The sequence below is a fragment of the Mycobacterium sp. UNC410CL29Cvi84 genome, from assembly GCF_000686745.1.
Lineage (GTDB): Bacteria > Actinomycetota > Actinomycetes > Mycobacteriales > Mycobacteriaceae > Mycobacterium > Mycobacterium mucogenicum_B.
In genome coordinates this window covers 163155-186486 of the sequence record NZ_JMLM01000001.1, presented here as the reverse complement: position 1 = coordinate 186486, position 23332 = coordinate 163155, and the positions used below count along the sequence as shown (strand labels likewise).

Annotated in this window: 27 protein-coding genes and 1 pseudogene; 15 read left to right on the top strand and 13 right to left on the bottom strand. The window is 67.4% G+C overall.

The window, feature by feature from the left end:
- Positions 1–92 precede the first annotated feature (92 nt).
- Both BR47_RS0100980 and BR47_RS31840 read left to right on the top strand, forming a co-directional pair.
- Complete coding sequence (locus BR47_RS0100980) at positions 93–698, top strand: TetR/AcrR family transcriptional regulator (protein ID WP_029118310.1); 606 nt, start codon at positions 93–95, stop codon at positions 696–698.
- The gene (locus tag BR47_RS31840) at positions 691–1296 is read left to right on the top strand and encodes a TetR/AcrR family transcriptional regulator (RefSeq protein ID WP_167542133.1); all 606 of its coding nucleotides are present in this window, start codon (positions 691–693) and stop codon (positions 1294–1296) included. Before BR47_RS0100980 ends, BR47_RS31840 begins: the two co-directional genes overlap by 8 nt.
- Here the strand turns inward: BR47_RS31840 and BR47_RS0100970 are convergent.
- Both BR47_RS0100970 and BR47_RS31835 read right to left on the bottom strand, forming a co-directional pair.
- Positions 1282–2658, bottom strand: coding sequence for an ABC1 kinase family protein (locus BR47_RS0100970; protein WP_029118308.1), 1377 nt, complete (start codon positions 2656–2658; stop codon positions 1282–1284). The genes BR47_RS31840 and BR47_RS0100970 overlap by 15 nt on opposite strands.
- Positions 2645–3199 carry an XRE family transcriptional regulator gene (locus BR47_RS31835; protein WP_231506627.1) on the bottom strand — a complete coding sequence of 185 codons (555 nt, stop codon included), beginning with the start codon at positions 3197–3199 and terminating at the stop codon, positions 2645–2647. The genes BR47_RS0100970 and BR47_RS31835 overlap by 14 nt, the downstream gene beginning before the upstream one ends.
- A gap of 520 nt (positions 3200–3719) precedes the next feature.
- Between BR47_RS31835 and BR47_RS0100960 the strand changes: the two genes are divergently transcribed.
- On the top strand, positions 3720–4352 hold the full coding sequence (locus BR47_RS0100960; RefSeq protein ID WP_029118307.1) for a hypothetical protein: 633 nt from the start codon (positions 3720–3722) through the stop codon (positions 4350–4352).
- Positions 4353–4379: 27 nt separating this feature from the next.
- Here BR47_RS0100960 and BR47_RS0100955 read toward each other — a convergent pair whose 3' ends face one another.
- Together BR47_RS0100955 and BR47_RS0100950 are read right to left on the bottom strand one after the other, a co-directional pair.
- Positions 4380–5198: a mycofactocin-coupled SDR family oxidoreductase gene (locus BR47_RS0100955; RefSeq protein ID WP_029118306.1), complete on the bottom strand. Its 819-nt coding sequence runs from the start codon at positions 5196–5198 to the stop codon at positions 4380–4382.
- 2 nt (positions 5199–5200) lie between these two features.
- A complete protein-coding gene (locus BR47_RS0100950) occupies positions 5201–5521 on the bottom strand; it encodes a putative quinol monooxygenase (protein WP_029118305.1) in 321 nt (106 codons plus the stop codon).
- Positions 5522–5701: 180 nt separating this feature from the next.
- Between BR47_RS0100950 and BR47_RS0100945 the strand changes: the two genes are divergently transcribed.
- Positions 5702–8335: a DNA translocase FtsK gene (locus BR47_RS0100945; RefSeq protein WP_090562285.1), complete on the top strand. Its 2634-nt coding sequence runs from the start codon at positions 5702–5704 to the stop codon at positions 8333–8335.
- 109 nt (positions 8336–8444) lie between these two features.
- Positions 8445–8963, top strand: coding sequence for a DUF4282 domain-containing protein (locus BR47_RS0100940; protein WP_029118303.1), 519 nt, complete (start codon positions 8445–8447; stop codon positions 8961–8963).
- On the opposite strand, the gene BR47_RS0100935 is transcribed toward BR47_RS0100940, so the two are convergent.
- Positions 8964–9485, bottom strand: coding sequence for an amino-acid N-acetyltransferase (locus BR47_RS0100935; protein ID WP_020101886.1), 522 nt, complete (start codon positions 9483–9485; stop codon positions 8964–8966).
- 55 nt (positions 9486–9540) lie between these two features.
- Here BR47_RS0100935 and pgsA point away from each other — a divergent pair, with 55 nt between their 5' ends.
- The 4 genes from pgsA to pspM all read left to right on the top strand — a co-directional run bounded on the left by pgsA (position 9541) and on the right by pspM (position 12407).
- A complete protein-coding gene (gene pgsA, locus BR47_RS0100930; protein WP_029105328.1) occupies positions 9541–10125 on the top strand; it encodes a CDP-diacylglycerol--glycerol-3-phosphate 3-phosphatidyltransferase in 585 nt (194 codons plus the stop codon).
- 118 nt (positions 10126–10243) lie between these two features.
- The gene (gene clgR / locus BR47_RS0100925; protein WP_020101884.1) at positions 10244–10567 is read left to right on the top strand and encodes a transcriptional regulator ClgR; all 324 of its coding nucleotides are present in this window, start codon (positions 10244–10246) and stop codon (positions 10565–10567) included.
- Between the two features lie 181 nt (positions 10568–10748).
- Positions 10749–11558 carry a phage shock protein PspA gene (gene pspA, locus BR47_RS0100920; protein WP_020101883.1) on the top strand — a complete coding sequence of 270 codons (810 nt, stop codon included), beginning with the start codon at positions 10749–10751 and terminating at the stop codon, positions 11556–11558.
- Positions 11559–11582: 24 nt separating this feature from the next.
- On the top strand, positions 11583–12407 hold the full coding sequence (gene pspM / locus BR47_RS0100915; protein WP_020101882.1) for a phage shock envelope stress response protein PspM: 825 nt from the start codon (positions 11583–11585) through the stop codon (positions 12405–12407).
- 7 nt (positions 12408–12414) lie between these two features.
- Here the strand turns inward: pspM and BR47_RS0100910 are convergent, their stop codons facing one another.
- Both BR47_RS0100910 and BR47_RS0100905 read right to left on the bottom strand, forming a co-directional pair.
- Positions 12415–12855, bottom strand: coding sequence for a DUF5313 domain-containing protein (locus tag BR47_RS0100910; RefSeq protein WP_020101881.1), 441 nt, complete (start codon positions 12853–12855; stop codon positions 12415–12417).
- 21 nt (positions 12856–12876) lie between these two features.
- Entirely contained in the window at positions 12877–13314 is a 438-nt protein-coding gene (locus BR47_RS0100905) for a limonene-1,2-epoxide hydrolase family protein (RefSeq protein ID WP_020101880.1), read from the bottom strand.
- Positions 13315–13375: 61 nt separating this feature from the next.
- Between BR47_RS0100905 and BR47_RS0100900 the strand changes: the two genes are divergently transcribed.
- The 5 genes from BR47_RS0100900 to recX all read left to right on the top strand — a co-directional run bounded on the left by BR47_RS0100900 (position 13376) and on the right by recX (position 17533).
- Positions 13376–14548, top strand: a complete 1173-nt coding sequence (locus BR47_RS0100900; RefSeq protein ID WP_029118302.1) for a glycosyltransferase — start codon at positions 13376–13378, stop codon at positions 14546–14548.
- A 12-nt stretch (positions 14549–14560) separates the two neighbouring features.
- Positions 14561–14755, top strand: a complete 195-nt coding sequence (locus tag BR47_RS0100895; protein WP_020101878.1) for a DUF3046 domain-containing protein — start codon at positions 14561–14563, stop codon at positions 14753–14755.
- 231 nt (positions 14756–14986) lie between these two features.
- Positions 14987–15781, top strand: coding sequence for an SDR family NAD(P)-dependent oxidoreductase (locus tag BR47_RS0100890; protein WP_029118301.1), 795 nt, complete (start codon positions 14987–14989; stop codon positions 15779–15781).
- A gap of 197 nt (positions 15782–15978) precedes the next feature.
- Positions 15979–17031 (top strand): recombinase RecA, encoded by a 1053-nt coding sequence (gene recA, locus BR47_RS0100885; protein ID WP_020101876.1) that lies wholly within the window; start codon positions 15979–15981, stop codon positions 17029–17031.
- Complete coding sequence (gene recX, locus BR47_RS0100880) at positions 17000–17533, top strand: recombination regulator RecX (protein ID WP_029105327.1); 534 nt, start codon at positions 17000–17002, stop codon at positions 17531–17533. Before recA ends, recX begins: the two co-directional genes overlap by 32 nt.
- On the opposite strand, the gene BR47_RS0100875 is transcribed toward recX, so the two are convergent.
- Positions 17530–18465, bottom strand: a complete 936-nt coding sequence (locus BR47_RS0100875; protein ID WP_141772139.1) for a hypothetical protein — start codon at positions 18463–18465, stop codon at positions 17530–17532. The two genes, recX and BR47_RS0100875, sit on opposite strands and share 4 nt — an antisense overlap.
- 102 nt (positions 18466–18567) lie before the next feature.
- Entirely contained in the window at positions 18568–19323 is a 756-nt protein-coding gene (locus BR47_RS0100870) for an SDR family oxidoreductase (protein ID WP_029118299.1), read from the bottom strand.
- A gap of 120 nt (positions 19324–19443) precedes the next feature.
- Here BR47_RS0100870 and BR47_RS0100865 point away from each other — a divergent pair, with 120 nt between their 5' ends.
- Positions 19444–20061: a TetR/AcrR family transcriptional regulator gene (locus BR47_RS0100865; protein WP_036426511.1), complete on the top strand. Its 618-nt coding sequence runs from the start codon at positions 19444–19446 to the stop codon at positions 20059–20061.
- Here the strand turns inward: BR47_RS0100865 and BR47_RS0100860 are convergent.
- The 4 genes and pseudogenes from BR47_RS0100860 to BR47_RS0100850 all read right to left on the bottom strand — a co-directional run bounded on the left by BR47_RS0100860 (position 20031) and on the right by BR47_RS0100850 (position 23175).
- Positions 20031–20909, bottom strand: a complete 879-nt coding sequence (locus BR47_RS0100860; protein WP_029118297.1) for an amino acid ABC transporter permease — start codon at positions 20907–20909, stop codon at positions 20031–20033. The two genes, BR47_RS0100865 and BR47_RS0100860, sit on opposite strands and share 31 nt — an antisense overlap.
- Positions 20909–21583: an amino acid ABC transporter permease gene (locus BR47_RS33635; RefSeq protein WP_231506637.1), complete on the bottom strand. Its 675-nt coding sequence runs from the start codon at positions 21581–21583 to the stop codon at positions 20909–20911. The genes BR47_RS0100860 and BR47_RS33635 overlap by 1 nt, the downstream gene beginning before the upstream one ends.
- A gap of 39 nt (positions 21584–21622) precedes the next feature.
- Positions 21623–22417, bottom strand: a pseudogene (locus BR47_RS33630) (glutamate ABC transporter substrate-binding protein); the annotation flags it as partial.
- A gap of 29 nt (positions 22418–22446) precedes the next feature.
- Positions 22447–23175, bottom strand: a complete 729-nt coding sequence (locus BR47_RS0100850; RefSeq protein WP_165605466.1) for an amino acid ABC transporter ATP-binding protein — start codon at positions 23173–23175, stop codon at positions 22447–22449.
- Positions 23176–23332 lie beyond the last annotated feature (157 nt).

Sequence of the window (23332 nt, the reverse complement as noted above, 5' to 3'; positions counted from 1 at the left end):
TGTCTTTGCCACGGGGGGGTCAAGCCTCCGAGCGCCGTGCGCGCGGCCGGCCGGCCAACGCCGATTTGCGAGCTGCCAGGCGCAAGGAGATCGTGCGATCTGCCTATGCCGTGCTGACCGATCGCGGCTATGACCAGACGACGATGGCGGATATCGCCCGTCACGCCAACGTCGGGCAGGGCACTCTGTACCGGTACTACCCGAGCAAGCGAGAGCTGCTCGACGACGTTTTCGATTACGCGGTCACGAAAGCTGCACGGGCACTTCGCATCGGCTCGCTGGCCAGCCTGGACCTGAGCGACTACCACCAGGCGATGGAGCTCATCACGGTATTCGGTACCCGCCTGTTCGACCTCGTCGATGAGGATCCTGCGATCGTCCGGCTGCTCACGGTGGAAAGCAGCGCCATCGACCCCGAACTGCGCTTCCGGGTCAGCGGGCTCCTGTCGACGCTGGATGTCGCGTTCGCGCGGCTGTTCGAGACGGCAAACCCCGACTACGCCTCAGTGGATCACCGTGCCACGTGGGCGTTGCTGGGCCGCCTGGTGATGGGACTGTCCGGCCCGGGGTTGCTGATGTCCATGCGGGGGGACAGGACGGCCGAGTCGCGTGCCACGTTCCTGGCGTCGATCTCGGCGATCGCCGATCAGGGATTGCTGGCCGAGGAGCCCGCCGATGGGGAGATCGGCGATGCCTGAAAGAGCTGCCCAGTTGTACGCGGCGGCCACCGAGTTGTTCATCGAGCGTGGATACCGCGACGTCGACGTCGCCGACATCACCGCCCGGTGTGGCGTCGGCCACGGCACTTTCTATAACTACTTCCGCAATAAGCGGGACCTCCTCGAGTCCATCCAGTCCCGGACGGTCGAAGAACTTTCGGCCGCGGTCGCCGGCGAGCGGCCGCCGTCCGACTGGACCTGTCGCGCCGAGTACGTCGCCGAGTTCACCGACCGGGCGCGCCGGGCCGTGACCTACATCGCGAAAAACCGTGCGCTGGTGTCGTTCGTGGTGATCGCCGCGCCTGGCGTGGATGAACAGGCCTACGAATCAGTGCTCGCCGCGTACGACCAACTCGGTGCGCAGGCGACGGAATTCCTGGAGGTGGGACGCCGGCAGGGATGGATTCGCGACAGTGTGGACGTGCGCATCGCCGGGCAGGCGGTGGTGTCGTGTGTGTTGATGGCGACGTTCCCGATGCTCGTCGGTGACGGCGCCGACGTCGACCCGGAGCCCATCGCGCAGGCATGTGCGGCGTTTCTGCTGGGCGGGATGCGCCGGGTACTACCGGATTCGTGAGCGCCAGCGGGCGATCTGTTGTCCCATCTCGGTCGCGGGCGCAGCGTCCAGGGCCCATTCCGAAGCGATATCGTGCCAGCGACTCTGCGCTTGCAGCGTGCCCAACAGTGCACACACGCTCATCTCCGTCCGGCGCGAGAACGCGTGTGCGCTGTGCATGCGCTGCTTGAATATGCCTGACCGGTAATCGGATTGGGGCAGCATCGCCTGCGACAGCGCCTTGTACGCGACCTTGTCGGTCACTTGGCTCAGGCCCGGAGTGAGATACCACCCGGCGACGGCCCGCATGTATTCCAACGCCATCACCGGGGGCAGCGCCTCGGCATCGACGATGAATCCGGCCACGCTGGCCAGGCGATGTGCGGTCGCGGCGTCGCCGCGCATGACCGCCTTCAGTACGGACCGTTCCAGATCGACTTCGGCTCGGCTCATCCGTACATACAGGCCGAAATCGACGAAACCGATTCGGTTGTCCGGCAGATGCAGGATGTTGCCCGGGTGCGGGTCGGCGCAGAACTCGCCGCTGGTGTAGATGTTGGCGCAGTAGAAGCGGAAGACCGCCTCGCCGATGTGGTCGCGCACCGTCTGGTCGACGTCGGTGAGGTGATGAAGTTGGGTGCCGTCCAGATACTCGGTCACCAGGACGCGGTCGGTGCACAATTCGTCGATCGGCTCGGGTATCACGAACACCGGATGTTCGCGATGAGCTTCGAAGACCGCGCGATGGTTGGTCAGCTCCCGGCGGTAGTCGAGCTCGGCCGTGATCTGCCGGCTGACCTCGGCCACCACCGCATTCAGTCCTCTGACCGGATAGGCCCCGGCGCGTAGCCGGACCAGCAGGGCCAGGTTCTTCAGGTCTGCGCGGACCGCGCTACGCGCCCACGGGTATTGGACCTTGACTGCCACGTCGCGTCCGTCGGTGAGGCGGGCCCGGTAGACCTGACCGAGCGACGCCGTCGCCACGGGCTCGGGTTCGATCGTGCGCACCCGGCCGCGCCGTGCACCCCACTCGGAGTCCATCAACCGAAACATGACGGCGTTGTCGACGGCGGGGGCCCTGCTGAACAACGGAGATAGCCGGCGGGAGAATTCATCTCGGGTCTGTGCGGAGCTCAGGCCGAAATTCAGCAGCGAAAGCAGTTGGCCGAGCTTCATCGCCGCACCCTTCATGGTGCCCAAGGTGGCGGCGAGGTCGTCGGCCAAGCGCAGCATCTGTTCGTCGCGGGCTTGCGCTTTCTGCTCCTCGGACAGAAAAGGCTGACGGACAGCGCTCGTTGCCGCCCGTGCCGCGGCGCGGGCGGCGACCTGCCCGACGCGTGCGCCGCGCGCGGCGCGGTCGGTGGGTTGATCACCAGGCGTCAATGTGGCCTACCTTGACATCAATGGCTATCGCGCTGACCAGGATCCCTTGTGTTTGGTCTACAACCGGTTCGCCCAGCCTGGCAAGGGAACCCGCCGAGTCGAGCAGGGCCTCACGGACGCTTGGCCGCAGCGTCATGAGAGCAGTGGTGATCTCACGCACGGACTCGTTGCGGGCGAGACGGAGCCAGTCCAATTCGCTTTCGAGCGCACGGGTGTACATGGAGTCCCGGCCCTCGAGGTATTCGGTTCGGACGCCGAAGAATTCGGCCAGCATCTGCACAGTCAGGCGTGACGGGCGAGTGCGCAGGCCACGGCGCAGCTGCGACAGATAGGGGTCCGACAAGTCGTAGCCGCGGCGGGCCAGCGCTTCCGTGACTTCGCAGTTCCGGTACGGGCCCCGCGTCGGTGGATAGATGCTCGCGAAGAGATTGTTGAGCCGCTCGGCGAACAAGGCGATGTTTCCCGCAGGCTTCCGCGGGTGCTTCCTGTTGTACATGTCGTTCCCCCAAATGGTGTTGCCAGGTTCTGCCGTGCTGCGCACGTGCGGGAACCAGATGGCCGGTATTGGCCGCTTGGGGGAGCGTTTCGGGTCCGATGACCATGTAACAAATGTTCGCCAACGTACCTGGAGCGAGTACGTTAGCTCACTAAGCCGAACTTCGCTACAGTTGCCGAAAAATGAAAGGTTGACACGTCAGTCCGCTATATGTAATCCTCGGCTTGGAAGCAGAATCCGGTCGGCTTGGGGGAGTGCGTGCCGGTATTTGCGCTGGAAGGGGTGGGATCGCGTGGGTGGACTGTGGGGTGTTCATCCCGCCGAACGTGTCGTAGCTGTGTGTTCGCTGTGATGCATCGCTGGGAACGCGGCTAGCCGACGTCGATTGTTGCTGAAATGTGCAATCGGTGCGCTGTCGGAGCGGGGGATGTCGGCGGCGACCGAATGGGCCGGCGAGGTCTCAGTGCTGAGACGCTCCTCGGCAATTCGATGAGCCCGGGCCGCACAAAGTGACATTGGAACCGAGGGGACGGCTGCCAATTGTGGCAGTGGAAGGGGTTTCGCTGTGGGGGTCACAACGAACAAGGTGCTGTGCGATAGCGAGATCGCGCCCGACGGCAGCGTTGTGGTGATCGAAGACGTTGGCGCGGGCGGTGTTTCGGGCGTCTACGTGCACTCGGATGTGCCCACTGATGTGGGCATTGCGCGGGCGCTGTGGGTGCACACCATGAACGTCGACGAATGCGATCTCGTCGGCAGGATGGTGCGCGTGCGGGTGTATTCGGGCACGGATACGCGCGGACTGGGCGTGCCGGCGTTCGACGGTCAGCTCGACATTGCCACTGGTGTCCTGGCGTTGGGTGATCGGCACAATCGCACCCGCCAACTGCTTTTCGGTACTCCGAAGGTCGTCCGCGTCATCGTCTTCCTCGGCAACGAGATCGAGACCGTTCAATTCGGCGATTCCGACAGCTGTTATCCGCTGTCGGGCCCGAGTGAAATCAGCGTGCTGCTGCACGGTGAATCCGACTTCGTTCATGTGCTCGGATACCCGATGCCGCGGTGGGGCGGGCTTCGCCGGTTACTCCGGCGCGGCCGCACCCGGCTTCCGCGCACACAGGTAAACGTGCAGCAGCCGGCGGCAACCCGCCGCGCACCCGAAGAACGGGCACCGGCCCTACCTGGCGTGGCGCCGTGAATTGGGTTGGGGCCGAAGCGGTTCGCGTCAGCGCTTGTTGACGAAGCCGGCGTCCACCGGCAGCGTCACGCCGGTGATGTACCGTCCGGCGTCCGACACCAGCCACGCCACGGTGTTGGCGATGTCCTCGGCCTCGAGCACCTGCACGGGCAGTGCATTCGTCATGTCGGGGCCCGCTTTGGTTTCTTCGGTCAACTGGCTCAACCACTTCCGGGTGAACTCGTTGTCGATCATCGGGGTGTTGACCCCGGCCGGATGGATCGAGTTGACCCGGATGTTCTGCGAGGCCAGCAGGTTCGCGTACACCCGCATCAGGCCGACCATGCCGTGCTTGGCGGCGGCGTAGCCCACCGACCCGGCCATCGGCGAGGACAGCCCGACCAGTCCGGCAACCGAGCTGATCAGCACGATCGACCCGCCGTTGCCGGCCTTGACCATCGGGCGCATCGCCACATCGAGGGTGTTGTAGACGCCCGTGAGATTGACGTCGATGACGTCCTGCCAGGCGTCTTCACCGGCCATCGGGGCGATCCCGGCGTTGGCGATCACGATGTCCAGCCGGCCACCGAGCTCTTCGACGCCGGCCTTCAGTGCGGTCTTGAGGGCGCCGCGGTCGCGGACGTCGGCCTGACTGGCGACGATTCGCGCGCCGTTGTCCTCGACCAGCTTGACCGTCGCGGCCAGATCGTCGGGCGTGGCCATGGGGTAGGGGACCGACGCGATCTGGTCGCACAGGTCGACGGCGATGATGTCGGCGCCCATCGACGACAGCTTCACCGCGTGCGCGCGGCCCTGGCCACGCGCCGCGCCGGTGATGAAGGCGACCTTGCCGCTCAGCTCACCCATGGTCAGTTCCCTCGCAGCTGGCCCTTGGCCGGATCGCCGGCGACCACGGGAGCGAGCATCTTGATGTCGGGCGCACCGTCGAGGTGCTCGCCGATGGCGCCGAACAGCTTGCCGATGGCCGGGGCGGTGCTGTGGGCCTTGATGGCGTCGGCGTCGGCCCACTGCTCGACGAACACGAAAGTGCCGCCGTCGGCCTCGTGCAGCGAGTAGAGCTCACAGCCCGGTTCCGCGTGGACGGCGTCGACGGCCTCGACGCACGCGGCGCGGACCACGTCGACGGACTCGGGCTTGGCTTTCATGGTGGCGACGACAACGACGGGCATGAACGACTCCTCGATAGCTAGCTGACCTAGACAGGTGTTCACGTTAGACCGGGCCGTGCGGCGCGTGTGACGTGGCTCCCACTGCTGCGTGACCAGCGGATATGTGGCCGGGGTCGTGACCCAAGCGTTACTTGTGTGGCAGATGGTGCAGATGGGGTAATTGCGACTAGGCTGGCAGCCATGGCGAGTAAGACCGCAACGAGCTCAGCTAACCGGGCCAAGGCCGGGTCGGCGAATCGTGGCGCAGCCGGTTCGGGGGCGCGTTCATCGAAGTCAGGCAGTGCAAAGTCGGGCCGGCCGGCGCGTCCGCCGGCCCCGAAATCGCCCGCCCGCAAGCCGGCCCGCAAACCCGCACCGCATCCGTCGCCCGTCGCCACCGCCGGTGCCGCGGTCGGTCGTGGCGCCCGCGCCGGCTGGCTGATGCTCGCCAAGGGCGCCGGAACCACCGCCCGCAGCGTCGGCCGTGCGCGCGAACTCGAGCCCGGACACCGCCGTGACGGCATCGCGCTGGCGCTCCTCGGCGTCGCCTTCCTGATCGCGGCGAGCTCGTGGTTCGACGCGGCCCGGCCGGTCGGTGCATGGATCGACTACGGCGTCCGCACCGTCATCGGCTCCGCGGTCGTGGTGCTGCCCGTGCTGCTGCTCGCGCTGGCCGTCACCCTGATGCGCACCCATCCGAACCCCGACGCCCGGCCCCGGCTGATCCTCGGCGCCGCCATGATCGGTCTGCCCGTGCTGGGCCTCTGGCACATCTGGGCCGGCGCGCCCACCGAGCCGGGCGAGCGCCGCGGCGCCGCCGGCTTCGTCGGTTTCGTCATCGGCGGGCCGCTCTCCGACGGACTCACCGTCTGGATCGCCACGCCGCTGCTCATCATGGGCGTGCTGTTCGGCCTGCTGCTCGTCACCGGCACGACGATCCGCGAATTGCCGGACACCTTGCGCTACATGGTCTCCGGCCGCCTGCACGGCGAGCATGACGAGGACTACGACCCACCGGCCGGTTTCGTCGACGACTTCGCCGATGACTTCGCCGACGGCTACTACGACGACCCGACCTATTCGCGCGACGAGCCCGAAGCGTGGCCCGGTTCGGACCAGACCACCGCGGCGATGACGCGGCCGCTGGGCCGCACGCCGATGGACAACTACCCGGTCGAGCCCGCGGCCGACGAGGCGCCGACCGCGCCCGAGCCGGCGGCCAAGGCGCCGCGCCGCCGCAAGGCGCAGAACGTCGCGGACCCGGTGCCCGCCAAGGCCAAGGCGCTCGAGAAGGCGCAGGACGACGGTTTGTCGATCGACCGAGTCATCGAGGGCGACTACACCCTGCCGCCGCTGGACCTGCTGTCCGACGGCGACCCGCCGAAGCGGGTCGGCCGCGACAACGACCGCATCATGAATGCGATCGGCGAGGTCATGGAGCAGTTCAAGGTCGACGCCACCGTCGTCGGTTTCCAGCGCGGCCCGACCGTCACCCGGTACGAGATCGAGCTCGGGCCCGGCGTCCGCGTCGAGCGGTTCACGCAGCTGCAACGCAACCTCGCCTACGCGGTGGCCAACGAGCACATCCGCCTGCTGGCGCCGATCCCGGGCAAGTCGTTGGTCGGTGTCGAGGTGCCGAACAGCGACCGCGAGATGGTGCGGCTCAAGGACGTGCTGAACGCGCCGAGCACGCGCAAGGACCACCACCCGATGGTGTTCGGTATCGGCAAGGACGTCGAAGGCCACTTCATCAGCTACAACCTGGCCAAGATGCCGCACCTCCTGGTGGCCGGCTCCACCGGTTCGGGTAAGTCGAGCTTCATCAACTCGATGCTGGTGTCGCTGCTGCAGCGGGCCACCCCGGACGAGGTCCGGATGATCCTGGTCGACCCGAAGATGGTGGAATTCCCGCCGTACCAAGGCATTCCGCACCTCATCACGCCCGTGATCATCGACCCGAAGAAGGCCGCGGCCGCGCTGGCCTGGCTGGTCGAGGAGATGGAGCAGCGCTACCAGGACATGAGCGCCAGCGGTGTGCGGCACATCGACGACTTCAACAAGAAGGTGCGCTCGGGCGAGATCACCGCGCCGCTGGGCAGCGAGCGGGTCTACAAGACCTACCCGTACATCCTGTGTGTCGTCGACGAGCTGGCCGACCTGATGATGCAGGCGCCGCGCGACGTCGAGGACGCCATCGTCCGCATCACCCAGAAGGCGCGCGCCGCGGGCATCCACCTGGTGCTGGCGACCCAGCAGCCCGTGGTGTCGGTGGTGACCGGCCTGATCAAGGCAAATGTGCCGTCCCGCATGGCATTCGGCGTCACCAACGCGACCAACTCGCGCGTCATCCTCGACCAGATCGGCGCCGAGAAGCTCACCGGCAAGGGTGACGGCCTGTTCCAGCCGTCGGAGGCGCCCAAGCCCATCCGTGTGCAGGGTGCGTTCGTCAGCGACGATGAAATCCAGGCCGTCGTCGCCTTCACCAAGCAGCAGGCCCAGCCCGAGTTCATCGACGGCGTCACGGTCAAGACCGTCGAGAAGCGCGACATCGACAGCGACATCGGCGACGACATGGACGTCTTCCTGCAGGCCGTGGAGCTCGTCGTGTCCAGCCAGTTCGGGTCGACCTCGATGCTGCAGCGCAAGCTGCGGGTCGGGTTCGCCAAGGCCGGCCGCCTGATGGACCTCATGGAGACGCGCGGCATCGTCGGACCGTCCGAAGGTTCCAAGGCCCGCGAGGTCCTGGTCAAGCCCGACGAACTCGCCGGCACGCTGATGCTGATCCAGGGCGGCTCCGACGCCAACGGCTCGATGGGCGACGACCCGGGCTTCTGACCGGTGTTGCCGAGGTCACACCCGGGCTGATCGGCGGTGCGGATAACACCGACGATCGGTCGCTGACGGCGCCGACTGTGGGAGGCTGGACTCCTAAGGAGGCTTTGCCGTGGTTGACATTTCGCGCAGCGCAGCAACGGAATCCGAGCTCGATGCCGAGTACGAATCCGGTGGCCGTAGCTGGCCCGCGCTGACGGCGTTCACCGACTTCGGGTTCCGCAAGTCGGCGGCGCAGCACGTGGTTCCGCTGTTGTACGGGCTCGTCATCGCCGGTGCGGTGGTGCTGTATCTGACCGGCGCCGTGGTGGCGTTCGAGTTGTCCGCGTTGCTCGGTGTCTTCTGGCTGCTGCTCGCCGGCCCGGTCACCTGCATCGCGATCGTGTTGGTGGCGCGCGTGGTCCTCGAGTCGCTGAGCTCATTCATGGCGATGGGTCAGCAGGTCGACGAGCTCAACGAACTGGTGCTGGAGATCGCCGAGCTGATGATCGGCGTGTCGGACAAGATCGAGGTCATCCCGACGCTGCCGTCGTTCGGCCGGGGCGGCCGGTCCCGCCGACGGGCCGCGATCATGGACATGCGGGACCGCATCGTCGCACGCCGCAACGCCGCGGCCGACAGCGCCGATTAGCTACAAAGTGACCAGCATCCGGGTGTTGCCCAGGGTGTTCGGCTTGACGTAGGAGAGGTCGAGGAACTCCGCCACACCGGTGTCGTACGAGCGGCACATCTCCTCGTACACCTCGGCGGTGACGGGTGTGCCCTCGATCTCCTTGAAGCCGTGCCGGCTGAAGAAATCGGTCTCGAAGGTCAGCACGAAGACACGCTGCAGCTGCAGTTCCCGGGCCACGTCGAGCAGCTTGGCCACCACTGCGTGCCCGACGCCCATGCCGCGCACCTTGGGGTGGGCCGCGACGGTACGCACCTCGCCGAGATCGGCCCACAGCACGTGTAATGCGCCACAGCCGACGATCTCGCCGTGCAGGTCGGCGACCCAGAACTCCTGGACCGCCTCGTAGAGGGTCACCAGGTTCTTCTCCAGCAGGATCTTCCCCGCGTAGATGTCGACGAGGGCCTTGATTCCCGGTACGTCGGACGTCCGGGCGCGGCGAACCACCAGCCCTGTGGTGGCGGGTTTCGGTGCGTCGCTCACATGTGGAGGGTATCGGCTGCGTATCGCCCGGTAGGTGACCGGATATCCTGTGTCGGTGACAGGCCAGTCAGATACCGATCCGCGCGCCTCCCGCGCCGGCGTGGCGAACATCGCCAATCTGCTGACCGGCCTGCGTATCGTGCTGGTGCCCGTGTTCCTGGCGGCGCTCTTCGCCGGTGACGGTCACGAAACCCGTTGGCGGATCGCCGCTTTCGTCGTGTTCGCGGCCGCCGTCATCACCGACCGGTTCGACGGCGAGATCGCCCGCAGCTTCGACATGGTCACCGAATTCGGCAAGCTGGCCGATCCGATCGCCGACAAGGCCCTGATCGGGGCCGCGCTGATCGGGCTGTCGATGCTCGGCGACCTGCCGTGGTGGATCACCGTCGTGATCCTGGCCCGCGAGCTCGCGGTGACGCTGCTGCGCTTCGCGGTGATCCGGCGCGGCGTCATTCCCGCCAGCCGTGGCGGCAAGCTCAAGACGTTGGTGCAGGCCGTCGCGATCGGCCTGTTCGTCCTGCCCCTGCATGCCTGGCCCTCGCCATGGCTGACCACCGCCTGGGTGTTCATGTGGGCCGCGGTGGTGCTGACGGTGCTGACGGGCATCGACTACGCCGTCTCGGCGTTTCGCCGACCCTGAATCTCCGCCTCGGGAACCAAAGCGGTGCGTCGCCACGTTGGTGCCTACAAGACCGTGTAGAACGGGTGGTCCGGCCGGGCTGCGCGGCTGTGTTACTTCAGGGCGAAGGGGAAACGCGATGACGACATTACTTCGTGAGGTCATCGGCGACGTGCTGCGTCAGGCCCGTACCGGGCAGGGACGCACACTGCGCGAGGTGTCCGACGGTGCTCGGGTGAGCCTGGGTTACCTGTCCGAGGTCGAGCGGGGCCGCAAGGAGCCGTCGAGTGAGCTGCTCGGTGCCATCTGCGGCGCCCTGGACGTGCCGTTGTCGCAGGTGCTGGCCGACGCCGCCGAGCAGATGCTGCACACCGAGCGCGCCGAGGCCGACCGCACGGTCGCCAACATCGACGTCGCCACCAAGGTCGTCATCCCGCAGCCACTCGCCATGGCGGTTGCCTGAGCCATCGGGGCCTGAACCGCAGCACGACGCGTATGGCATTCGCCGCGCCGCAATACTGCATGCGGGCTGCGTCCAGCTGTCCATACCCACTAGGTTGGCTCTAGACGCGCTGCCACCGACGTGGCCGGCAACCTGACAACCGATCCCGAATCAACGAACGACACGAAGGCGGACCGATCTCATGGCCAATCCCTTTGTCAAAGCCTGGAAGTACCTCATGGCGCTGTTCAGCTCCAAGGTTGACGAATACGCCGACCCGAAGGTGCAGATTCAGCAGGCGATCGAAGAGGCCCAGCGTCAGCACCAGGGTCTGACGCAGCAGGCGGCCTCGGTCATCGGCAACCAGCGTCAGCTCGAGATGCGCCTGAACCGGCAGCTCGCCGACATCGAGAAGCTGCAGGCCAACGTCCGCCAGGCTCTGACCCTGGCCGACCAGGCCACTGGTGCCGGTGACGTCGCCAAGGCCACCGAGTACAACAACGCCGCCGAGGCCTTCGCGGCCCAACTGGTGACCGCCGAGCAGAGCGTCGAGGACCTCAAGGCGCTGCACGACCAGTCGCTGCAGGCCGCCACCCAGGCCAAGAAGGCCGTCGAGCAGAACGCCATGGTGCTGCAGCAGAAGATCGCCGAGCGCACCAAGCTGCTGTCGCAGCTCGAGCAGGCCAAGATGCAGGAGCAGGTCAGCGCCTCGCTGCGCTCCATGACCGAGATCGCCGCGCCGGGCAACACCCCGAGCCTCGACGAGGTGCGCGACAAGATCGAGCGTCGCTACGCCAACGCCATGGGCTCCGCCGAGCTGGCGCAGAACTCGGTTCAGGGCCGCATGATGGAGGTTCAGCAGGCCAGCGTGCAGATGGCCGGGCACTCGCGCCTGGAGCAGATCCGCGCTTCGATGCAGGGCAACTCCCTGCCGTCCGGCGGCGCCGCCGCACCGGCGACTCCCGCGGCCCCGGCAGCCAACCCGGCTCCGGAAAACCCGCTGTCGCAGTAACTTTCGAGATGTGAGGGGGCAGCGGTGAACGCCCAATCGGCCGGCCGTCCCGGGGAGACCCGGGGCTGGCAGGCGGTCCTGCAACGCAGCATCGACACCGCTGCCGAATTGTCCGACCTGGTGGCCCAGCGCCTCGGCGCGGCCGCAGACCCGCGGGCCCGGTTGCTGCGCAAGCGGCGCTGGGCGCTGCGGCTGGGCTGGCTGTTCGCCGGTGCCAGCGCCTTCTGGATCGGGCTGACGGCACTCCTGGCGGCGTGGAGCACGCCGTTCTGGGTGCTGATCATCACCGGCCCCATCGCCGGCGGCTCCGCCTTCCTGGCCACCCTGTGCTTCCTGCGATACCGGTGGCTCCGCGGCGAGCCCCTGCCGCCCGCACGGACGTCGCGGCTGCTGCCGCCCCGGGGCTCGGCGGCGCGGCGTCCGATGGAGACCCTGGCATCGGCCGAACGCGGGCTGTACTCGCTGCTCGGCCTCATCCAGCGCGGCCAGTTGCTGCCGGCCGGCGAGATCGCCGAGGTGACCGCCGCGGCAAACGTGTCGGCTGCGGCGCTGGCCGGTACGGCCGGGGAAGTGGTGTCGATGGAACGCGCGGCCCGCTCGGTGCCGCAGTCTCGCGGGCATCTGGCCCCGACCATCAAGGCCTACACGGCCCAGCTCGAGGCCGGCGTGCGGCAGTACACCGACATCGCCACGGCCGCAGCGCAATTGGTGTCAGCGGCGAACAGTGGTGCGGGCTCGGCGCGCTCGATGTCCGAGCAGCGCTACCGCAGCGAACTGGTCGCTGCCACGGACCGGCTCAGTGCCTGGGCGCAGGCCTTCGACGAACTCGGACGGCTGCGCCAGGCCTGACGAGCCGCTAGATCGTGGTGCTGCCCGTGCCGTCGTCGGACCGGCGGCCGTACCGCTCTTCGTAGGCCGCGTGGATGTGGGCGTTCTTCTGCCGCAACGACTCTTCGAGGAGTTTCGGGTCGATGCCGTGCTTCACCAGCATGTGGCGGCGCCAGATCTTGTTCAGGGCGTGCGAGAAGTAGATCACCGGGATCAGGATCGGCACCGTCGCACTGAGGCGGATGACGAGGTCCTGCCCGCCGGTGATGCCGAGGATCTCGGGCAGGAACCAGATCGGGATCAGGATCAGAAATGCCGGGACGAACATGCGGATGACGATCCGCAGCGTCGCGCCCTGGCCGATGAGGTCCTCGGTCACCCACGCCCGCATCGAGTCGGGCAGCCGGCCGCCGTAGCTGTACTTGATGTACTGCCAGGCGTTGGGCTTCGGGCGATTCTCATTGGCCATGGTGGCCGATTTTACCGGTGACTACATGGTCGGACGCAGGGCCGGGATGACGGCGCCGACGAGGCCGCGCAGCGTGGCCTTGGCCATGTCGAACATGTCGAAGTAGTCGCGCCACAGCGTGATCTTGCCGTCGTGCACCTCGAAGACCCCACAGACCCAGAACTGCAGGCGCACGGGCCCGATGACCAGCGCGTCGGTGCGCTCGTTGAGCACCGTGGTGCCCTCGCCGACGATGCGGTGGAACTTGACCTCGAAACTGACGGGGCTCTTCTTCATGGGACGGAACAGCTTCATCGCGCGGGAGCGGCCGTGAATGGTGGGCAGCCCGACGTTCTCGTAGACGAGGTTGTCGTCGAGCAGGCGGTCGGCGGTGTCCATGTCCTCGGCCTGCAGGGCGTACAGAAAGGACTCGACGATCTCGGCGTTGGTCTGGGTCAATGCCGGTGTGCTCTGTGTCATAGAACCCACCGTAATGTCCCTTGACGCCGGCGCACAGGGGCCGGTGTGACAGGGTGACCCGATGCGCGTCGCCGTCGTTGCCGGGCCGGACCCCGGCCATGCCTTTCCGGCCATCGCGCTGTGCCTCCGGTTCCTGGCGGCCGGTGACCATCCGGTGCTGTTCACCGGCCGGCAATGGCTCGACACCGCCCGGGAGGCGGGCGTCGTCGCGCGGGAACTGCTCGGGCTGGATCCCGAGGATGGCGACGACGACCTCGATTCGGGCGCCAAGATTCATCAGCGCGCCGCGCGGATGACGGTCCTCAACGAACCGTCGCTGCGGGAACTCGCGCCTGACCTGGTCGTGTCCGACGTCATCACGGTGTGCGGCGGGATGGCCGCCGAATTGCTGGGCGTGCCATGGGTCGAGCTGACCCCGCACCCGCTGTACCTGCCGTCGAAAGGACTGCCGCCTTTGGGCAGTGGCCTGGCACCCGGCGTCGGTGTGCGCGGCCGGCTGCGGGACGCGACGCTGCGGTTCCTCACGGCCCGTTCGGTGCGCCAGGGGGAGCGGCAGCGGTCCGCGGCGCGCATCGGAATCGGTTTGCCCGCAACCGATCCCGGGCCGGCGCGGCGGCTGATCGCGACTCTGCCCGGGCTGGAGGTGCCGCGGCCGGACTGGCCGGCCGAAGCCGTCGTCGTGGGGCCGTTGCACTTCGAGCCGACGGCGGCGGTGTTGGACGTACCGCCCGGCTCGGGGCCGGTCGTGGTGGTGGCGCCGTCGACCGCGACGACGGGGATGCAGGGCCTCGACGAGCTGGCACTGGAGGCGCTGGTCCCGGGGCAGACGCTGCCCGACGGCGCGCGCGTCGTCGTGTCGCGGCTGCGCGGTCCCGACGCGCCGGTGCCGCCGTGGGCGGCGGTCGGGCTCGGGCGGCAGGACGAACTGCTGAAGCAGGCCGACGTCATGATCTGCGGCAGCGGTCACGGGATCGTGTCCAAGACGCTGCTGGCCGGGGTGCCACTGGTGGTGGTGCCCGGTGGTGGCGACCAGTGGGAGATCGCCAATCGGATTGTGCGGCAAGGCAGTGGCGAGCTGATCCGGCCGTTGACCGCGGAATCGTTGACGGCGACCGTGGGCCGCGTGCTGGCGACACCGTCCTACCGGGAGGCGGCGCGTCGTGCCGGTGCCAGCGGAGCGGACGTCGCCGACCCGGTGGCCGTATGCCGAGCGGCGCTCGGTGCCGCCGCTTAGTAGGTTGGTGCGGTGCGACTGACCGAATTCACCCTGCTGATCGAAGAGCAGTTCGGTGCGGCGCGCGGCGCTGCGTTGGTGTCGGACCACGTCCTGGCCGTTCTGGGCGGCCGTACCCCGGCTCAAGCGATCGAAGCCGGCGTCGAACCCCGTGATGTCTGGCGGGCCCTGTGCGCGGACTTCGACGTCCCGCGCGATCAGTGGTGAGCGCCGTTTAGTCTCTGCGCACTGATCGCGCTTCGGTGTTTGTCGGCCGGCGACATGGTGTTCGCCGGCCCCGCCTCATAGCGTTCTTCGGGTACCCCACGAGAGCATCAGCTGCGACGGACACCTCGATCTCAGTGTCGTCGGCGGTCGCGACGCGGTGCCGCACCTGCAGCACGTCGCCGTGTACATCGGCGAAGCTCTGAGTGGATTCGACACCGAGGAGGATGGCCGATGAGTGCCACCATTGCCGTAGTCACCGGAGCTGGTCGGGGGATCGGCCTGGCCATCGCGAAAGCCCTTGCCGCCCAGGGACACCGCGTGCTGATCACCGACGTCGACGAGGCTGCCGCGCAGCGCGCCGCCGAGACCGTCGGGCGCGGCGCGTGGGGCGTGGCCCAGGATGTGCGTGACGTCGCGGGCCATGAGGCCGTTGCGGCACTGGCCGCGCAGGAGGGCCGACTTGCGGTGTGGGTCAACAACGCCGGCGTGCTGCACGCGGGTAATTCCTGGGAGCAGCCTGCCGAGCATGTCGTCCAGACCCTCGACGTCAACGTCCGCGGCACGATGGCGGGCTGCATGGCGGCGGTCAACGCCATGGGTGCGGGCGGCGGTGTCATCCTCAACATCGCGTCGATCTCGGCGCTGACGCCGGTGCCCGGCCTCGCGGTGTATGCCGCGAGCAAGGCCGCCGTGCTGTCGTACACCACGTCGCTTCAGGGCGAGCTGCGCGCCGCCGGCCTGCCGATCAAAGCGCGTGCGCTGTGCCCCGACGTGGTGAACACCGAGATGGTCAACTCCCGGACCCATGATCCCGGTGCGGCCCTGCTGTTCTCGGGTCCCAAGCCGCTGTCCGCCGACGACATCGCGCGGGCTGCCCTGGAGCTGATGGATTCCCCTCAGATCTTCCGCGTCGTACCGCGCTGGCGCGGCGTGATCGCCCGCGGCACCGATGTGGCGCCTGCCGCCGGTCTGCGCGCGCTGTCCCTGATGAGAGCACTGGGCCTGCGACGCCAGCGGTCGCTGTGACCCGGCGCGCAGGCATGACCACGAAGACCGCGGCGATCACGGTGTGACCGGTCATCGATCGGCGTGTCTGCTTGAAGTCGAACATCTGTTCGCTACTGTGGTGTCAGTTCGAAAAACTTGTCGGTGGCCTCATCTAGCGTCACGGCCAACCGATCGGAAACCCGATCAACGGACATCCACGAGGACGGAGACCACCCATGGCAGCACAGGCCCCGGATCGCGAGAAGGCACTCGAACTCGCGCTGGCACAGATCGACAAGAGCTTCGGCAAGGGCTCGGTGATGCGGCTGGGAGAAGAGACCCGCCAACCGATTTCGGTCATCCCGACCGGGTCCATCGCCCTGGACGTCGCCCTCGGCATCGGCGGTCTGCCGCGTGGCCGCGTCATCGAAATCTACGGCCCGGAATCCTCGGGTAAGACGACGGTGGCCCTGCACGCGGTGGCCAACGCACAGGCGGCCGGCGGCATCGCGGCGTTCATCGACGCCGAGCACGCGCTGGACCCCGAGTACGCCAAGAAGCTCGGTGTCGACACCGACGCGCTGCTGGTGTCCCAGCCGGACACCGGTGAGCAGGCCCTGGAGATCGCCGACATGCTGGTGCGCTCCGGCGCCATCGACATCCTGGTCATCGACTCGGTCGCCGCCCTGGTGCCGCGCGCCGAGATCGAGGGCGAGATGGGCGACAGCCACGTCGGTCTGCAGGCCCGCCTCATGAGCCAGGCGCTGCGCAAGATGACCGGTGCGCTGAACAACTCCGGTACCACCGCCATCTTCATCAACCAGCTGCGCGAGAAGATCGGCGTGATGTTCGGTTCGCCCGAAACCACCACGGGTGGTAAGGCTTTGAAGTTCTACGCCTCGGTGCGTATGGACGTGCGCCGCATCGAGACGCTCAAGGACGGCACCGACGCGGTCGGTAACCGCACCCGCGTCAAGATCGTCAAGAACAAGGTTGCGCCGCCGTTCAAGCAGGCCGAATTCGACATCCTCTACGGCCGCGGTATCTCGCGTGAGGGCTCGCTCATCGACATGGGTGTCGAGCACGGCTTCATCCGTAAGTCGGGTTCGTGGTTCACCTACGACGGTGAACAGCTGGGGCAGGGCAAGGAGAACGCCCGCAATTACCTGCTGCAGAACGTGGACGCCGCCAACGAGATCGAGAAGAAGATCAAAGAGAAGCTCGGTATCGGTGCGGTGCTGACCGATGGTGCGGCTGATGACGTCCTTCCCGCCCCGGTCGACTTCTGAGGCTGAGCCGGCCGACGCGCCGCGGCGTGAGGAGCAGGCGCGGGACGTGTGCCTGCGTCTGCTCACCACCCGGGCGCGCAGCCGGGCCGAACTCGAAGCTCAGCTGACCAAGCGCGGTTTCCCCGAGGACGTCAGCGCCCGGGTGCTGGATCGGCTCACCGAGGTCGGCCTCGTCGACGACGTGGCCTTCGCCGAGCAGTGGGTGCGCGAACGTCGTACCAATGCGGGAAAAGGCAAGCGTGCCTTGGCTTCTGAGTTGCGAACCAAGGGCATCGACGCCGACGTGATCGCCGAGACGCTCGACAGTGTCGACGCGGGTGAGTGGCGGGTGCGCGCCGAGGAACTGGTCGCCACGAAGCTGCGGCGGGAGAACCTCGACGACGAGATGAAGGTGACTCGGCGCCTGGTGGCGATGTTGGCGCGCCGTGGGTACAGCCAAGGCATGGCCTTCGATGTGGTCAATACCCAGCTCACGCAGGAGCGGCAGCGCCGCGCGGTCTAGTCCATGGCCGGCCCCTTGGGTTGCGGATGATTGACCTTGGGCAGGGACAGCTTCGGTACCGACAGCTTGGGCGCGGAGAATTTCGGCGCCGTGAACTTGGGTGCGGAGAGCTTGGGCGGCGCGAACTTGCCGACCGGCGGGCGATCGACGTCGCCGGCTGCCGCGTCGAGGAGTTGCCGGGGCTTCTTTGGCGGAGCTGGGAGCTTGGGCGGCTTCGGGCTGAGCGTCGAGGCGATCGAATCCTGCTGCGTCGTGCGTGTATTCGGCGAGACCAGAGTCTTCGGCGGAGCCGGGACGTCGACCGCCGAGGCCGGCTTCGCGGCGGTGGTGAGTGGCACCGGGGTATGCAGCGCGTTGTGGGTGAACTGCTCCACTGACGTGATCACCGCTCGTGCGAAGTTCGCCATCTGCTGCGTGACGTTGAGGCCGAATGCGGTGGTGTCGACGACGAATTGCTGACCGGGGCCCGAATTGAACGGTGGGAACGCCGACAGGGTGGTGGCTCTGAATTGCAGCTGGAACACCGCGATGTCCTGGGCGAACCCTACGAGATCGCGTCCGGCTTCGAACTCGATGTCGGCGAACGCGCTCAGGGCCTGCGCGGCGGCGGTGGGAGGTGGTGTGCCAGAACCGATGGCCGCCACGAAATTTCCGGGTATCTGCGCCTGGCGCTGGAACAGCGCGGCGCCGGTCGTGACCCAGTCGACGAACAGCCCGACGTTGAACACCACCTGCTGGTTGAGCAGATCGAGGGGCAGCGGCAACGGCTGCGCCGTCAGCGAGATGCTCGGCTCGGTGAGGACGGGCACCGCGTGGGCGGCGGCTCGCCCTGGTGACGGTGCCGCGGTGAGAACCAGGCACGCGGTGCACAGTGCCGCGACGGTTTGGGTTGGAGCTGGAACTGCTGTGAACGCACGTACCGCGGCACTCATGACGCCTCCCGGATCGAGTGAACCTCCATCAGTGACACGACATGCACGTCCGCGGGGTTCACCGGGAAGGCGAACCCCGCGGAGTGCTGAGGTGATTCGGCGTCAGATCACGAAGCCGCCGTCGATGTTCCAGGTGACGCCCGTGATGAACCCCGACTCGGGATGGGCCAGGTAGGCCACCGCGCTGGCGATGTCGCTCGGCTGCCCGTACTGGCCGGTCGCGATCAGCGGCCGGAGCTCATCGGCGAAGTCGCCGGTGTCGGGATTCATGTCGGTGGCGACCGGGCCCGGCTGGATGGTGTTGATGGTGATGCCGCGCGGGCCGAGTTCACGCACCAGGCCGCGCGTCAGTCCGGCGACGGCGGCCTTGGTCAGGGCGTACACCGAGAAGCCGACGGTCGGCACGCGGTCGGCGTTCACGCTGCCGATGGTGATGATCCGGCCGCCGGTGCCCAGGTGGGTCACGGCACGCTGGATCGCGGCGAACACTGCCTTCACGTTGATGTCCAGCATCCGGTCGAAGTCTTCCAGCGGGAACGACTCGATCGGCGCGCCCTGTGCGACGCCGGCGTTGTTGACCAGGATGTCCAGTCCACCGAGCCGCTCGGCGGCTTCGTCCACCGCCGCGGCGACGGCCAGCGCGTCGGCGCTGTCGGCCTTGATGGCGGCCACTTTGGCGCCGGTCGCCTCGAGTTCGTCGACCAGGTCCTGCGCGGCGTCGGGCGACGACTGGTAGGTGAACGCGACGGCGGCGCCGTCGGCGGCGAGCCGGCGCACGGTCGCCGCGCCGATGCCGCGCGAACCGCCGGTGACCAGTGCGCGTCGGCCGGCAAGTGGTGCTTCCGAGGTGGTGCTCATGGCGTCTCCAAGTCGTGGGGATGATTCTTTCGAACCGATCGGTTACTAAGTACGCTCAGCACAAGCCGCTACGGCCGGACTTCATTCCGCACTGTGGCCCGGATCACACCAGGAGGACTGATGGCGATCGGCAGACCTCGCATGTTCGATCCGGAGTGCGTTCTGGACATCGCGATGCGGTTGTTCTGGGCGCACGGCTATGACGGAGTGTCCATCAGCGATCTCACGGCCGCCACCGGTGTCAACCGGCGCAGCCTGTACGCCGAATACGGTTCCAAGGCCGACCTCTTCCGGGCCGCGGTGCGGCGCTACCAGGCCGGGCCCGGTGGGTACGCGGAACGAGCGCTGGCCCTGCCGACCGCATGGGATACCGCGTACGCCATGGTGCACGGCGCCGTCGACGCGTCATCCGGGGCAGCGGGTCCGCGGGGCTGCCTGCTGGTGCAGAGCGCCCTGGCTGCCGGCGATGAGGCGACGGCACTGCATGCCGAACTGGCGCAGCTCCGCGAAGACGGGATCGCCGAGCTGGCCGAACGGTTCGCGGCGGCCCAACGCGCGGGCGAACTACCCGGAGCGGACCCGAAGTTGCTGGCGCGCTGGATCTCGGCGGTGTGCCAAGGCCTGGCGGTCCAGGCCAACAGCGGTGCCGAGCGCGACGAATTGCACGCAGTCGCCGACCAGGCCCTGCACGCCTGGCCCGAACCGCGTCAGGCTGGGGTCCCCGGCGTGTCCTCCTGAACGCCGGTGTTCACCGGCAGCGGGTCGGGGCTGCGCCGAGACTGTCGCAGCCGGGCTTCGAGCCGGGTTGCGAGTGATGACAGCGCGAAGTTGAGGCTGATCATCAGCGCCGCGATCACCAGCAGCGCGGGGATGTAATTGCTGTACGCCGAACCGATGTTCGTGCCCTGCCGGACCATCTCGACAAAGGTGATCTGGTAGCCGATCGCGGTGTCCTTGAGCACCACCACCATCTGCGAGACCAGGACCGGCAGCATCGACGTCACGGCCTGGGGGAGCAGGATCAGCCGCAGCGTCTGACCGGGCCGAAGACCCAGCGCCACAGCGGCCTCCCGCTGCCCGCGGGGCAGCGCGTGCACGCCGGCCCGCACGATCTCCGCGATCACGGCGCCGTTGTACAGCGTCAGGCCGGTGATCACGCCCGCGAGCGCCAGCTGCCGCGACGGGAAGACGTCGTACAGCGCGAACAGGAAATACGCGAACAGCATCATGATCAGCACCGGGACGGCGCGGAAGAACTCGACGATCACCGAGCAGGCCCACCGCACGGCACGGGCGTCCGACAACCGGCCCATACCCAATGCCAGACCCAGCACGAGCGCCAGCACGATCGAGACCGCGGCCGCCGTCAACGTGCCGGCCACGCCGGGCAGCACGTACGTCGTCCACAGGTTCGCCGTGAGGAACGGATGCCATTTCGCTTCGGTCAGTTGGCCTTTGGACTCGAACTGCCACAGCACCCAGCCGGCCATCGCGATGATCACCGCGACGATGACGGCCGCGAACAACAGGTTGCGCCGCTGCGCCCGCGGGCCCGGGGCGTCGTAGAGGACGGAAGCTTCGCTCATCACCGCACCACCGCGTATCGCTTACCCAACCAACCGAACAACAGCCCCAACGGCAACGTCAGGACGACGAAACCTGCGGCGAAGATCGAGCCGACCGCCAGCAGCGCCGCGGTGTTCTCGATCATCTCCTTCATCAGCAGCGCCGCTTCGGCCACGCCGATGGCCGAAGCGATGGTGGTGTTCTTCACCAGGGCGATCAGCACCGAACCCAGCGGATTGATCACCGCGCGAAAAGCCTGCGGCAACAGGATCAACCGCAGGTTCTGGCCGAAGCTCATGCCCAGCGAGCGGGCGGCCTCGGCCTGGCCCAGCGGCACGGTGTTGACGCCCGAACGCAGCGTCTCGCACACGAACGACGCGGTGTAGACCGTCAACCCGAGCGCCGCGAGCCGAAAGTTGCTGTCCACCACGGCCGTCGGTGAATGCGGATCAACCAGGGTGATCCGCAGGGTGTTCCCGATACCGAACGAGCAGAACAGGATGATCAGCGTCAACGGGGTATTGCGCACCACGTTGACGTACGCCGTGCCAAGCCAGCGCAGCACCGGCACCGGCGACAACCGCATCGCGGCCAGCACGGTGCCCAGGATCAGTGCCCCGACGGCGGCGAGCAGCGTCAGCTGGATGGTCGTCCAGAACGCCTTCACGATCTTGCCGCCGTACGTGCCCCACAGATCGACGCGCTTCGCGCCGCCGGCGGCGTTGATGTTGGTGTCCAGCGGGGGAGGCGGCGGCGCCGTCAGACCGGCCGGACCCAGGTTGCGGTCGAAGGCGGCCTGCCACTCGCCGCTCTTCTGCATCTTCTCGATGGCGTCGTTGATCTTCTGGCGTAATTCCTTGTCGCCCTTGAGCAATCCGATGCCGTACTTCTCCACCGAGAAGGGCTTGCCGACCAATTTGAAGGCGCCCGGGGTCTGCGCGGCGTAGCCCGCCAGGATCACCTCGTCGGTGCTGAGCGCGTCGATGGCGCCGGTCTTCACCGCTTCCAGGCACGCCGAGTAGGTGTCGTACTGCTGCAGCTGCACACCCGGGTACTTGTCCTTGATGCGTTGTGCCGGTGTGGAACCCGACACCGAGCACAGCTTCTTGTGGTTCTGCAGCGACTCGACGTTGGTGATCTCGTTGTTGTCGGCGCGCACCAGCAGGCTCTGGCCCGTGACCAGATACGGCCCGGCGAACGACACCTTCTGCTTACGGGCGTCGGTGATCGAGTAGGTGGCGACGATGAAGTCGACCTGGTGGTTCTGGATCAGGTTCTCGCGCTGACCCGACGGTGCTTCTTTCCACTCGATGTCGTCGGGTTTATAGCCCAGCTGCCCGGCCACGTAGGTCGCGACGTCGATGTCGAAGCCGGCCAGCGTGCCGTCGGGCTTCTTCGCGGCGAGGCCGGGCTGGTCGAACTTGGTGCCGATGGTGATCTTCTTGCTGTTCGCGCCGCACGCGCTCAGCGACAACAGCGCCACGATCAGCACCGTGACGGCGGCCAGGCGGCGGAGAGTGCGCGTCACGAACCTCTGCCCAATCGATCGTTCCACGATCAGTGGTCCAGGATCTTGCCCAGGAAGTCCCGGGCCCGGTTGGACTTCGGCGCCGTGAAGAACTCGTCGGGCTCGGCGTCCTCGACGATGGTGCCGTCGGCCATGAACACCACCCGGTTCGACGCGCGGCGGGCGAAGCCCATCTCGTGCGTCACCACGATCATGGTCATGCCCTCGGTCGCCAGCGACGTCATCACCGACAACACCTCGTTGACCATCTCGGGGTCCAGTGCGCTGGTGGGCTCGTCGAACAGCATGACCTTCGGGCCCATGGCCAGGGACCGGGCGATCGCGACGCGCTGCTGCTGACCGCCCGACAGCTGCGCCGGGTACTTGTCGGCCTGGTTGGCGACGCCGACCCGCTCCAGCAGTTCCAGCCCCTTCTTGCGGGCCTCGTCCTTGTTCTTCCGCCGCACCTTCATCGGCGCGAGCGTGACGTTCTCGAGAATTGTCTTGTGCGCGAACAGGTTGAACGACTGGAACACCATGCCGACCTCGGACCGCAGCGTGGCCAGCTTGCGGCCCTCTTCGGGCAGGAGCTCACCGTCGATGTGGATCGAGCCGGAGTCGATGGTCTCCAGCCGGTTGATGGTGCGACACAACGTCGACTTACCCGAACCTGACGGCCCGAGCAGCACGACCACCTGTCCGCGCGGGACTTCGAGATTGATGTCCTTCAGCACATGCAGTGCGCCGAAGTGCTTGTTGACCCCCTTGACCGAGATCATCGGGGTGGCAGGTGACGGCTCGCCGGTGACCATGCGCACAGACACTACCCAGGTAAGCCTCGGCGCGCGGATCAGTCACAGAAACCCGGAAACCCTTCGGCAAATTTGGTATAAACCGCGCCGCCCGTACGATTGGCACGTGATTTCGACAGCGACT

Coding starts and splice junctions, on each gene's coding strand:
- BR47_RS0100900 (WP_029118302.1), top strand. CDS start 13,376: ATGCGCGTCGCCGTCGTTGCCGGGCCGGACCCCGGCCATGCCTTTCCG.
- BR47_RS31840 (WP_167542133.1), top strand. CDS start 691: ATGCCTGAAAGAGCTGCCCAGTTGTACGCGGCGGCCACCGAGTTGTTC.
- BR47_RS0100860 (WP_029118297.1), bottom strand. CDS start 20,909: ATGAGCGAAGCTTCCGTCCTCTACGACGCCCCGGGCCCGCGGGCGCAG.
- BR47_RS0100950 (WP_029118305.1), bottom strand. CDS start 5,521: ATGCCCGTCGTTGTCGTCGCCACCATGAAAGCCAAGCCCGAGTCCGTC.
- BR47_RS0100850 (WP_165605466.1), bottom strand. CDS start 23,175: ATGATCTCGGTCAAGGGGGTCAACAAGCACTTCGGCGCACTGCATGTG.
- BR47_RS0100910 (WP_020101881.1), bottom strand. CDS start 12,855: ATGGCCAATGAGAATCGCCCGAAGCCCAACGCCTGGCAGTACATCAAG.
- BR47_RS0100875 (WP_141772139.1), bottom strand. CDS start 18,465: ATGAGTGCCGCGGTACGTGCGTTCACAGCAGTTCCAGCTCCAACCCAA.
- recA (WP_020101876.1), top strand. CDS start 15,979: ATGGCAGCACAGGCCCCGGATCGCGAGAAGGCACTCGAACTCGCGCTG.
- BR47_RS0100865 (WP_036426511.1), top strand. CDS start 19,444: ATGGCGATCGGCAGACCTCGCATGTTCGATCCGGAGTGCGTTCTGGAC.
- pspA (WP_020101883.1), top strand. CDS start 10,749: ATGGCCAATCCCTTTGTCAAAGCCTGGAAGTACCTCATGGCGCTGTTC.
- recX (WP_029105327.1), top strand. CDS start 17,000: ATGACGTCCTTCCCGCCCCGGTCGACTTCTGAGGCTGAGCCGGCCGAC.
- BR47_RS0100905 (WP_020101880.1), bottom strand. CDS start 13,314: ATGACACAGAGCACACCGGCATTGACCCAGACCAACGCCGAGATCGTC.
- BR47_RS0100870 (WP_029118299.1), bottom strand. CDS start 19,323: ATGAGCACCACCTCGGAAGCACCACTTGCCGGCCGACGCGCACTGGTC.
- BR47_RS0100890 (WP_029118301.1), top strand. CDS start 14,987: ATGAGTGCCACCATTGCCGTAGTCACCGGAGCTGGTCGGGGGATCGGC.
- clgR (WP_020101884.1), top strand. CDS start 10,244: ATGACGACATTACTTCGTGAGGTCATCGGCGACGTGCTGCGTCAGGCC.
- BR47_RS0100945 (WP_090562285.1), top strand. CDS start 5,702: ATGGCGAGTAAGACCGCAACGAGCTCAGCTAACCGGGCCAAGGCCGGG.
- BR47_RS0100955 (WP_029118306.1), bottom strand. CDS start 5,198: ATGGGTGAGCTGAGCGGCAAGGTCGCCTTCATCACCGGCGCGGCGCGT.